The sequence below is a fragment of the Macromonas nakdongensis genome (assembly GCF_002837145.1).
Classification (GTDB): domain Bacteria; phylum Pseudomonadota; class Gammaproteobacteria; order Burkholderiales; family Burkholderiaceae_C; genus Macromonas_B; species Macromonas_B nakdongensis.
This window is the reverse complement of record NZ_NWMV01000105.1, coordinates 595-11,094: the sequence shown is the minus strand read 5'-3', so window position 1 is coordinate 11,094 and position 10,500 is coordinate 595. Positions and strand designations below refer to the sequence as shown.

Genomic DNA, 10,500 nt, shown 5'->3' with positions numbered 1-10,500 from the left:
GGCCCAGGCGGGCCCAGGCGCGGCCGCAGGGAAGGCTGCAGCGCCCGCAGGCGCATCGCGTCGGTCGGCCCCAGCCACAGGCTCAGGCGCTCGGCAAAGTCCTGGCGCACCGGGGGCGATTCTGCCACGCCCCAGCCGCTCAACAGGCGCACCAGGCCGCTGCCCGCCACCGTGCCCCGCGCGGCAGCGGCCTGGCCGCCCCCTGTCCCCGTCGCGTTCAAGGCAGCAACGACAGCGCGTGCATGTAGCGCGCGTCCACCATCAGTTCGTCCCACGGCAGGGGGTAGCCCTGGGGCAAGAGGTCCTGCCGACGCTGCTCGCTCGCGGCGTTGGGGTGCCAGCGACCGCTCAGCACCGCCTCACTCACGCCGTCGATCAGGTCATCGATCGGGGCACCCTTGTCCACCAAACTTTGGTTGCACAACAGCACCAGGTCGCAACCGGCGTGCAGAGCAGCCAGGGTGGCCTCGGTGTGGCTGACGGCACGGCCCTCGATCTGGCGGGCGCCGGCCATGCTCAGGTCGTCGCTGAAGACCGCACCGGTGAAACCCAGTTGCCCGCGCAGAATGTCCTGCAGCCAGCGCGCCGAAAAGCCGGCCGGCCGCACGTCCACCTGCGGGTAGATTACGTGCGCCGGCATGACGCTGGCCAGACTGGCGTTGAGCCAGCGGTAGGGCGCGGCGTCGTCGGCCAGCAGGGTGGCCAGGTCGCGCCCGTCCACGGGCACGGCCACGTGGGAATCGGCCTGCACATGGCCATGGCCGGGGAAATGTTTGCCGCAGTTGCGCAGGCCGCTCTGTGCCAGGCCATGCACCAGCGCCTGCGCCAGCAGGGTGGTGACGCGGGCATCGCGGGCAAAGGCGCGGTCGCCGATCACGGTGCTGCCGCCGTGGTCCAGGTCCAGCACCGGGGCAAAGGTGAAATCGACGCCGCAGGCGCGCAGTTCGGCACCCAACACAAAACCCGCAGCGGTGGCGGCGTTGCAGGCGTTCAGGGCCGCCTCGCCAGTGGCAGCCCCCTGGCCCTGGAACCACTGCTCACCGAAGGCGCGCATCGGCGGCAGGTGGGTGAAACCATCGCTGCGGAAGCGCTGCACCCGCCCGCCTTCGTGGTCGACGCAGATCAGCAGGTCGGCGCGCACTTTCTTGATCTGGCGACACAACTTAGTGAGCTGGGCGCGGTTCTCCCAGTTGCGGGTGAACAGCACGACGCCACCGACCAGCGGATGGGCCAGGCGGCGCTTGTCCGACTTGCTCAGGCGGGTGCCAGCCACGTCAATGATGAGGGGGGCGTGCAGGGTCATGCTTGTTCCACCACCACAAAGCTGGCGGCGTAGTCGGTTTCGTCGGTGACGCTGACGTGGGCGGTGAGGCCACGGGCCTCGCACCAGTCTTTCAATCCACGGTGCAGCACCAGCGTGGGCTGGCCACTGGGCAGGCTGGCGACCTCACAGTCGCGCCAGGTCATGGGCATGCGCATGCCCAGGCCGATGGCTTTGCTGAACGCCTCTTTCGCAGAGAACCGGGTGGCCAGGTAGCGCACGCCGCGTTCGGGCCAGCGCGCGCTGCGCTGGCGCCAGGTGGCCAACTCGCCCTCGGCCAGCACGCGTTCGGCGAAGCGGTCGCCGTGGCGCGCCAGACTGGCGCGGATGCGCCCGACTTCGCAAATGTCGGTGCCGACCCCGAAGATCATGGGTGGGCCGCCGCGATACAGCGCAGGTAGTCGTGCACGGTGGCCGGGTAGCCCAGCTCCAGCGCGTCGGCGATGAGCGCGTGGCCGATGGACACCTCGGCCACACCCGGCACCACGCGCAGGAACTCGCCCAGGTTGTCGCGGTTGAGGTCGTGACCGGCGTTGACCCCCAGGTCCGCGTCCAGGGCGGCCTGGGCCGCGGCGCGGTAGCGCACCAGTTGCTGGGCCAGGGCCGGCTGGCCCCAGGCCGCGGCGTAGGGCTCGGTGTACAGCTCGACCCGGTCGGCGCCCACGGCGCGGGCCGCCGCCATCTGCGCCGGCTCCGGGTCCATGAACAGGCTGACGCGCGCGCCCAAGGCCCGGGCCTGCGCCACCACCGGGCGCAGCCGCTCGGCGTCTTCGGGGAAGCGCCAACCGTGGTCGCTGGTGAACTGGCCCTCGCTGTCGGGCACGAAGGTGAGCTGGTGCAGCGGCAGACCGCGTGCGCGCACCTCGGCGGCCACGTCCAGCAGGTTGTGGAAGGGGTTGCCTTCGATGTTGAATTCGCGCTCGGGCCAGGCCTGCATCAACTCGGCCAGGTCAAACACGTCGTGCCGGCGGATGTGGCGTTCGTCCGGCCGCGGGTGCACGGTGATGCCGTGGGCCCCGGCCTGCAGGCAGAGGACGGCGGCGCGCACCACGCTGGGAATGCCCAGGTGGCGGCTGTTGCGCAACAGCGCCACCTTGTTGACGTTGACCGACAGGGCCGTGCGCGGCGGGATGTGGATGGGGGACATGGGCACAACAATGAAAAACGGCTCAGGCCGGCGCGTGGCGGCCCGAACCCAGGCGCTGCACGTCCACCATGAACTGGCGGGTCTGGAACACCCGCACCCCGCTATGGTAGTGCAGCAACTGGCGCAGCTGCTGGCGCAAGCCCCCCCGGTCGCTGCGGCACAGGGGCAACAGGGCCGCGGCGGGGTCGTCGGCGTCCAGCGCCGCCTGCAAGGCCTGCCACAGCGCCCCCGGGCTGGACGGGGCCTGGTCGTGGTGGGCCGGCAGCAGGCCGCCCTCGGGCGTGAGGCGGTAATGGGCCGCGGGGTCCAGCGGCAGCAAACGCCCGCCTTCCTCGGCCAGGTCCGGCAGCAAGCCGGCTTCGCGCAGCAACAGCAGTTCGAAGCTGCGCAGCACCGCCGCCTGTTCGGCCAGCGGATCGTCGCGCGCGGCCGAAGCGGCCAGGGCCGCCACTGCCCGCGCGTACACGTCGAACAGGGCCGGGTGCGGGTCGTCGCGCGCCAGCAGTTTGAGCAACAACTCGTTCAGGTAGTAGCCGGCCAGCAGGGCATCGCCGGCGGGCATCACGTGCCCGCCCTGCCAGTGCGCCGACTTGAGGGTGCGCACCTCGGCCTCGCCCCCCCAGCCCAGGCGCAGGGGCTGCAAGGGCAGCAGCACCGGCCGGAACTGCGACGACGGGCGCTTGACGCCCTTGGCCACCAGCACCACCCGACCGTGGCGCCGGCTGAACACCTCCAGAATCAGGCTGGCCTCGCTCCAATCGTGGCTGTGCAGCACGAAAGCCGGCTCGTCGTGGACACGCGGCCGCTTCGCCGGGGCGCTGGGCATGGGACCGTGGAAGCGGTTTACTCGTAGCCGAAGCTGCGCACCCGGGCCTCGTCGTCGGCCCAGCCGGAGCGCACCTTCACCCACAGCTCCAGAAACACCTTGCCGCCCCAGAGCCGCTCCAGCTCCTGGCGCGCCTCGGTGCCGATGCGTTTGAGCTTCTCGCCCTTCTCGCCAATGACCATGCCCTTGTGCCCATCGCGCTCGACCACGATGGTGGCCGCGATGCGGCGCAGCTGGCCCTCTTCCTCGAACTTGTCGATGATGACGGTGGAGGTGTAAGGCAGTTCGTCGCCGGTCAGGCGGAACAGCTTTTCGCGCACCATCTCGGCGGCCATGAAGCGTTCGCTGCGGTCGGTCAGCTCGTCGGCGTCGAACATCCAGTCCTGCTCGGGCAGGTACTTTTCGACGATGCCGTAGAAGCGCCCCACGTCCTTGGCGTTCTTGGCCGACATGGGCACGAATTCGGCGAAAGGGTGGCGTTCCTGCATGCCGCGCAGCCAGGGCGCCAGCTCGGCACGGCGGTGCACCATGTCGAGCTTGTTGGCCAGCAAAATCACCGGGATCTGCTTGGGCAGCAGGTCCAGCACCTTGGCATCGGCCAGGTTGAAGTTGCCCGCCTCCACCACGAAGACGATCACGTCCACGTCGGCCACCGCGCCCAACACGGTCTTGTTGAGCGAGCGGTTCAGGGCGTTGCCGTGCCGGGTCTGGAAGCCGGGCGTGTCCACGAACACGAACTGGGTGGCGCCCACCGTGCGCAGCCCGGTGATGCGGTGGCGCGTGGTCTGCGCCTTGCTGGAGGTGATGCTGACCTTCTGCCCCACCAACGCGTTGAGGAGGGTGGACTTGCCGACGTTGGGCTTGCCCACAATGGCCACGTAGCCGCAACGGCGCGGGCCTTCGGGTTCGGGCGCCTCGGCGGCGGACGGCGCGGCGGCCCCGGGCTTGCGCAGGGCCTGGGCCAGCATGGCCTCCAGGTCGTCGGCCCGGGGGGGCGGTGGAGGGGTAGCGTTCATGGTCGGCGTTGGGACAAAAGCTGCAGCAGGGCCGCCGCGGCGGCCTGTTCGGCGGCGCGGCGGGAGGGGCCGTTGCCACGCCCACGCTGGCCGGTTTCGGCGATTTCACATTCGACCTCGAAGGTCTGGCGGTGGGCCTCGCCTGTGGTGGCCACCACCTGGTAAACGGGCAGTTTCATTTTGCGCCCCTGCAACCACTCCTGCAAGGCGGTCTTGGCGTCCTTGCCCTGCACGCGCTGGCCGGGGCTCAGGTCCACCGGAGCGAACAAGCGGCGCACCAGGGCATTGGCGGCGTCGAAACCGGCGTCCAGGTACACCGCCCCGATCACGGCCTCCAGCGCATCGGCCAGGATGGACGGCCGCTGCCGCCCCCCGGAGCGCACCTCGCCCTCGCCCAGGCGCAGCAGCGCCGGCAGACCCAGTTGCTCGGCCAGGCCGTGCAAGGTGTCCTGCTTGACCAGGTTGGCGCGGATGCGCGAGAGGTCGCCCTCGGACTGTTTGGCCAGCCGCTCGTACAGCAGGCCCGACACGGCCAGCGACAGCACCGAATCGCCCAGGAATTCCAGGCGCTCGTAGTGGTCGGCGGAAAAGCTGCGGTGGGTCAGCGCCCGCTCCAGCAGGGCGGGCTGGGCAAAACGGTGGCCCAGGCGCTGTTGCAGCGCCATCACATCGGGATTCAACTCAGGCCATTCCCGTCATTTGGTGCGACCGGTGTACTTGATCACGAGGTAAGCCGGGCCGGCCAGGTGGATTTCCTTGTCGTAGGCGAACTCGACCACGACCTTGTCGTTGACCTTGCTGATTTCCAGGTCCTTGCCACCGATCGCCTCGAAGTAATCGACCGCTTTGGATTTTTCGAACGAAGACCGGATGTCGCCAACGGTCGTGCCCGCCTCGGACGCGCGCTGGGCCGCCTTCATGATGGACTGGTACTCCATGTAGGTGGGCGCGACCTGCGCGGCCACCACGCCGACCACCCCCACCACGATGCCCACGAAAACGATCCCGATGAAGGTGATGCCCCGCTGCTTGTGTTTCATCTGCCCGGCTCCATTGAGTGCGATACCGCGCATCTTAAACAATGCCGACCGCAACCCGCGTCATTCGAAGCTGCCAATGCGGCCGAAATCGCCGAAATTCATCCAGACGAAAAACGCCTTGCCCACGATGTTGGCCTCGGGCACAAAGCCCCAGTAGCGCGAATCGAGCGAGTTGTCGCGGTTGTCGCCCATCATGAAGTAATGGCCGGCCGGCACCTTGCAGACCACGCCCTCCACCGAATAACGGCACTGGTCCTTGAACGGAAATTCGCCCACGCCGGGGATGAAGGCCGGGCGGTCACCGTCGTTGAGGGTCTTGTAGTGCTTGCCCCCCAGGGTTTCGCCGAACTGCTGGGCGTAGCGCATGACCCCGGCGTCGTAGAAATCGGACTCGGGCGCCTTGGCCACCGGCTGGCCGTTGACGGTCAGCTGCTTGTTCAGGTAGGCCACCTCGTCACCGGGCACGCCCACCACGCGCTTGATGTAGTCCAGGCTGGGCTGGGGCGGGTAGCGGAACACCATCACGTCGCCGCGCTGGGGCTCGTGGTTGGCGAGGATTTTGGTGTGGACCACCGGCAGGCGCACGCCGTAGTGGAATTTGTTGACCAGGATCAGGTCGCCGATGCGCAGCGTCGGGATCATCGAGCCCGACGGGATCTTGAACGGCTCGAACAGGAAGGAGCGCAGCACGAACACCACCAGGATCACCGGAAACAGGCCGGCGGTCCAGTCCAGCCACCAGGGCTGCTGCAGCAGTTGGCGCTGGGCGGCCTGCAGATCCACCGTGTCGCCTTTGATGCCCTGGCGCGCCCAGTCGGCCTCGCGGCGCTGCTGTTCCTGCACCAGTTGCTCGGCGGCACGCTGGCGCTGCGGCAGGAAAAGGAAGCGCTCGGCCAGCCAGTACACCCCCGTCACGACCACCGCCAGCAGCAGCAGCAGGGCGAAATTGCCCTCGATCATGCCCAGGTACCAGCCCAGGCCGTAAGCGGCGAAGGCGGTCAACACCACGCCGGTCAGGGCGCTCATGCTTGCGTTGTTCATCATTCTTCCACCTGCAGGATGGCCAGGAAGGCCTCTTGCGGCACTTCCACCGAGCCGATCTGCTTCATGCGCTTCTTGCCGGCCTTCTGTTTTTCCAGCAGCTTGCGCTTGCGGCTGATGTCACCGCCGTAGCACTTGGCCAGCACGTTCTTGCGCAGCGCCTTGACCGTCTCGCGGGCGATGATGTTGGCGCCGATGGCGGCCTGGATGGCCACGTCGAACTGCTGGCGGCTGATGATTTCGCGCATCTTGGCCACCACGGCGCGCGCGCGGTAAGCCGACTGGCTGCGGTGCACGATGATGGACAGCGCATCGACCTTGTCGCCGTTCAGCAGGATGTCCACCTTCACCACGTCGGACGGGCGGTATTCCTTGAACTCGTAGTCCATGGACGCGTAGCCGCGGCTGACCGATTTGAGCTTGTCGAAGAAGTCCAGCACGATCTCGCCCAGCGGCATGTCGTAGGTGAGCATGACCTGCTTGCCGTGGTAGGCCATGTTGATCTGCACGCCGCGCTTCTGGTTGGCCAGCGTCATCACCGCGCCCACGTAGTCCTGCGGCATGTACAGGTGCACGGTCACGATGGGTTCGCGGATTTCCTGGATGCGGCCGACCTCGGGCATCTTGGACGGGTTCTCCACCATCATGACCTCGCCGTCGCCCTTGACCACCTCGTACACCACGCTGGGCGCGGTGGTGATCAGGTCCTGATCGAACTCGCGCTCCAGGCGCTCCTGCACGATTTCCATGTGCAGCAAACCCAGGAAGCCGCAACGGAAGCCAAAGCCCAAGGCCTGCGACACTTCCGGCTCGTAGCGCAAGGCGGCGTCGTTCAGCTGCAGCTTTTCCAGCGCGTCACGCAGCTGGTCGTACTCGCTGGCCTCGGTCGGGTACAGACCGGCGAACACCTGCGGCTGCACTTCCTTGAAGCCGGGCAAGGCTTCGGTGGCGAAGTCCAGGTTGGCACCGCTGCTGGTTTTGACCGCGGTGATGGTGTCGCCCACCTTGGCCGCCTTCAGCTCCTTGATGCCGGCGATGATGTAGCCGACCTCGCCCGCCTTCAGCGCCGGGCGCGCCTCGTTGTGCGGGGTGAACACGCCGAGTTTTTCGGCGTTGTACTGGGCCTCGGTGGCCATCAATTTGATCTTGTCGCCGCGGTTCAAGGTACCGTCCACCACCCGCACCAGCATCACCACACCCACGTAGGCGTCGAACCAGCTGTCGATGATCATGGCCCGCAAGGGGCCGTCCGGGTTGCCTTTGGGCGGCGGCACCTGGGCCACCACCAGTTCCAGAATCTCTTCAATGCCCATGCCGGTCTTGGCCGAGCAGGGGATGGCATCGGTCGCGTCGATGCCGATCACATCCTCGATTTCGGCCCGGGCGTTGTCGGGGTCGGCGTTGGGCAAATCCATCTTGTTGAGCACCGGCAACACCGTCACGCCCAGGTCGAGCGCGGTGTAGCAGTTGGCCACGGTCTGCGCTTCCACACCCTGCGACGCGTCCACCACCAGCAACGCGCCTTCGCAGGCACTCAGCGATCGGCTCACCTCGTAGGAAAAGTCCACGTGGCCGGGGGTGTCGATCAGGTTCAGGTTGTACACCTGACCGTCTTTGGCCTTGTAGTGCAGCGCGGCCGTTTGCGCCTTGATGGTGATGCCGCGTTCCTTTTCAATGTCCATGGAGTCGAGCACCTGCTCGCTCATCTCGCGGTCGCTCAGGCCCCCGCAGCGCGAAATCAGGCGGTCGGCCAGGGTGGACTTGCCGTGGTCGATGTGGGCGATGATGGAAAAGTTGCGGATGTGGTTCATCACAAAAAGTCAGGCACGGGTCGGCCATGGGCCGGGCAGCCGCCCCGGGGGCTGGCCGCCACAAGAAAAAGGCGCGCCAGCGGAGGACGCGCCCATGGCCAGCCGAATGCTGGCGTTCAACCCCTGGATTGTAGGCAAAAACGGGTTTTCAGCGGCCGACCGGTCGGATCAGTGCGTACTGGGCCCATTCGCCACGCCGGATCAGCACGCTCACCGGGCGGTCGGCGCGCAGGCCGGCCACGGCGGCTTCGAAGTCCTTGAGACCCTGGATCTGCTGGTTGCCCAGGCCCACGAGCACGTCGCCCTCGCGCAGACCGGCACCGGCCGCCGCCTCGCGCGCCTGCAGCACCAACACCCCGCCGTCCACCTTGCGCTCGCGTTTTTCCGCGGCGGTCAATTCGCGCACAGCCAAGCCCAGCGCCTTGCCCGCGACCGAGGCGCTCTGGGCCGGCTCGGCCTGGGGTTCGGCCGCGGCCACCTGCTCGTCCTGGAAGGTGCCCACCGTCAGCGTCAACTCCTTGCTGGCCCCGCGGCGCCACACCTTCAACTGCACCCGAGCACCCGGCGACGTGTTGCCAACGATGCGCGGCAGGTCGGCCGATTTGTCCACGACCTTGCCGTCAAAACTCAGGATGATGTCGCCCGGCTCCACCTTCGCCTTGGCCGCGGGGGAATCGCTCTCCACCCCGCGCACCAAAGCCCCCGATGCCTTGGGCAGGCCCAGTGTTTCAGCCAATTCCGGCGTGACGTTATCGATGGCCACGCCGATGCGACCGCGCGTGACCTTGCCCTTGGTGCGCAACTGGTCCGACACCCGCACCGCCTCGTCGATCGGGATGGCAAAGGAAATGCCCTGGAAGCCCCCGGAACGCGAATAGATCTGGCTGTTGATGCCCACCACCTCGCCGCGCAGGTTGATCAGCGGCCCGCCGGAGTTGCCGGGGTTGATCGCCACGTCGGTCTGAATGAAGGGCAGGTAGTCGCCGGTGTCGCGCTGCTTGGCGCTGACGATGCCGGCCGTGACGGTGTTTTCGAGTCCGAACGGCGAACCGATGGCCATGACCCACTCGCCCACCTTCAGCCGGCCCACGTCGCCGATGCGCACGGTGTTCAGGTTCTTGGCCTCGATCTTGACCACGGCCACGTCGCTGCGCTTGTCGGCCCCCACCACCTTGGCCTTGAACTCGCGCTTGTCGGTCAGCGTCACCACCACCTCGTCGGCGCCGTCCACCACGTGGGCGTTGGTCATGATGAAACCGTCCGAACTCAGCACGAAGCCGGAGCCGACCCCACGCGGGCGCTCGCGCTCCGGCCCGCGCTCGGGCCGCTGGGAACCGCGCGGCGTCATGCCCGGCGGCACCGGGATGCCGAAGCGCCGGAAGAACTCCAGCATCTGCTCGTCCGGGCCATCGTCGTCGGCCTCGGCCGCCTGCGCCCGCTCCAGGGTGCGGATGTTGACCACCGCCGGCCCCACCTGGTCGACCAGCACGGTGAAGTCGGGCAGGCCCGTGACCAGCGCTCCACCCGCTGGCACCGGCGCGGCGGGTGCCGCGACCGTGGGCTTGGGCGCCGTCTGCGCCCCCACCGAACCGTGGTTGGCCGACCACAGCACCGCCACCAAGGAACCCGCCGCCACCGCGGCGAGCACGTAACGCCTCACACCCCGATCAACTGCCTGCACAGACATGGATGATTGCTCCGTTTTCTTCAAATGCACCGCCCCGCTCAGGGGCTCAGGAAACCGCGACCGGCACGCTCAACGGCTGCGCTCCAGCGCCTGCACGAACGCCATCAAGGTGTCCGGCGGCACTTCGCCCATGGCCGTGACCCAATGCTCGCCCAACCGACGCGAAACCGAATGGGTGGCCCCGGCCGACGCGACTTTTTCCTTGGTGTGGCGTTTCGGGTCAAAGGTTTCCAGAAACAGCGACACCGACGCCAGGCCATCGGAAAACACCCATTGCACCGCCGCCGACGCCTTGGCATTCGACTCGCGGCGGGCCTGGCAACTCATGGACTGGAAGCCAGGGACTTCCGCCTTCAGGCGCCAGCCTTCGGCCTCGGGCGTGGTCTTGCGCAACTCGGGCCTGAGCACCTGGTAGCCGGCCGTGTTGTCCATCTGACGCGCCAGGGCCTCCATCTTCACCGGGGCGTCGAACTGCAGTTCGGTGAACGCCACCTGCTCGAGCACCTGGCCGCCGGCGTCGCGGGTCTGCAGCTTGACCACCAAGCCGGTCTGCTTCTCCGACCAGAGGCGGTAGCCGTAGCGCAGGCCGTCCTTGGGCAGGAAGTCCACCA

At 67.8% G+C, this 10,500-nt stretch carries 12 protein-coding genes; all 12 read right to left on the bottom strand.

The genetic code is table 11. The features are described 5' to 3' along the window. Nucleotides 1-221 (bottom strand): DUF3348 family protein (locus tag CON77_RS15375; RefSeq protein ID WP_198552377.1); only part of this gene is annotated, 221 nt, incomplete at its 3' end. After that, entirely contained in the window at nt 218-1,303 is a 1,086-nt protein-coding gene (gene nagZ, locus CON77_RS13105; protein ID WP_101049837.1) for a beta-N-acetylhexosaminidase, read from the bottom strand. The genes nagZ and CON77_RS15375, both read right to left, overlap by 4 nt. Continuing rightward, nucleotides 1,300-1,692, bottom strand: coding sequence for a holo-ACP synthase (gene acpS, locus CON77_RS13100; protein WP_101049835.1), 393 nt, complete (start codon nt 1,690-1,692; stop codon nt 1,300-1,302). The genes nagZ and acpS overlap by 4 nt, the downstream gene beginning before the upstream one ends. Continuing rightward, nucleotides 1,689-2,468, bottom strand: coding sequence for a pyridoxine 5'-phosphate synthase (locus CON77_RS13095; RefSeq protein WP_101049833.1), 780 nt, complete (start codon nt 2,466-2,468; stop codon nt 1,689-1,691). Before CON77_RS13095 ends, acpS begins: the two co-directional genes overlap by 4 nt. A gap of 22 nt (nt 2,469-2,490) precedes the next feature. Then, on the bottom strand, nt 2,491-3,294 hold the full coding sequence (gene recO, locus CON77_RS13090; protein ID WP_101049831.1) for a DNA repair protein RecO: 804 nt from the start codon (nt 3,292-3,294) through the stop codon (nt 2,491-2,493). Between the two features lie 17 nt (nt 3,295-3,311). Continuing rightward, complete coding sequence (era, locus tag CON77_RS13085; RefSeq protein ID WP_101049829.1) at nt 3,312-4,310, bottom strand: GTPase Era; 999 nt, start codon at nt 4,308-4,310, stop codon at nt 3,312-3,314. Continuing rightward, on the bottom strand, nt 4,307-4,975 hold the full coding sequence (rnc, locus tag CON77_RS13080; RefSeq protein ID WP_439650576.1) for a ribonuclease III: 669 nt from the start codon (nt 4,973-4,975) through the stop codon (nt 4,307-4,309). The genes era and rnc overlap by 4 nt, the downstream gene beginning before the upstream one ends. 30 nt (nt 4,976-5,005) lie before the next feature. Further along, a complete protein-coding gene (locus CON77_RS13075; protein ID WP_101049825.1) occupies nt 5,006-5,350 on the bottom strand; it encodes a DUF4845 domain-containing protein in 345 nt (114 codons plus the stop codon). Nucleotides 5,351-5,410: 60 nt separating this feature from the next. Continuing rightward, a complete protein-coding gene (lepB, locus tag CON77_RS13070) occupies nt 5,411-6,376 on the bottom strand; it encodes a signal peptidase I (protein WP_101049839.1) in 966 nt (321 codons plus the stop codon). A 14-nt stretch (nt 6,377-6,390) separates the two neighbouring features. Next, nucleotides 6,391-8,202 (bottom strand): translation elongation factor 4, encoded by a 1,812-nt coding sequence (lepA, locus tag CON77_RS13065; RefSeq protein WP_101049823.1) that lies wholly within the window; start codon nt 8,200-8,202, stop codon nt 6,391-6,393. A 148-nt stretch (nt 8,203-8,350) separates the two neighbouring features. After that, a complete protein-coding gene (locus CON77_RS13060; RefSeq protein ID WP_101049821.1) occupies nt 8,351-9,889 on the bottom strand; it encodes a Do family serine endopeptidase in 1,539 nt (512 codons plus the stop codon). A gap of 69 nt (nt 9,890-9,958) precedes the next feature. Then, a partial coding sequence (locus CON77_RS13055; RefSeq protein ID WP_198552376.1) for a MucB/RseB C-terminal domain-containing protein occupies nt 9,959-10,500 on the bottom strand: 542 nt, incomplete at its 5' end.

Coding starts and splice junctions, on each gene's coding strand:
- nagZ (WP_101049837.1), bottom strand. CDS start 1,303: ATGACCCTGCACGCCCCCCTCATCATTGACGTGGCTGGCACCCGCCTG.
- acpS (WP_101049835.1), bottom strand. CDS start 1,692: ATGATCTTCGGGGTCGGCACCGACATTTGCGAAGTCGGGCGCATCCGC.
- CON77_RS13095 (WP_101049833.1), bottom strand. CDS start 2,468: ATGTCCCCCATCCACATCCCGCCGCGCACGGCCCTGTCGGTCAACGTC.
- recO (WP_101049831.1), bottom strand. CDS start 3,294: ATGCCCAGCGCCCCGGCGAAGCGGCCGCGTGTCCACGACGAGCCGGCT.
- era (WP_101049829.1), bottom strand. CDS start 4,310: ATGAACGCTACCCCTCCACCGCCCCCCCGGGCCGACGACCTGGAGGCC.
- rnc (WP_439650576.1), bottom strand. CDS start 4,975: ATGGCGCTGCAACAGCGCCTGGGCCACCGTTTTGCCCAGCCCGCCCTG.
- CON77_RS13075 (WP_101049825.1), bottom strand. CDS start 5,350: ATGAAACACAAGCAGCGGGGCATCACCTTCATCGGGATCGTTTTCGTG.
- lepB (WP_101049839.1), bottom strand. CDS start 6,376: ATGAGCGCCCTGACCGGCGTGGTGTTGACCGCCTTCGCCGCTTACGGC.
- lepA (WP_101049823.1), bottom strand. CDS start 8,202: ATGAACCACATCCGCAACTTTTCCATCATCGCCCACATCGACCACGGC.
- CON77_RS13060 (WP_101049821.1), bottom strand. CDS start 9,889: ATGTCTGTGCAGGCAGTTGATCGGGGTGTGAGGCGTTACGTGCTCGCC.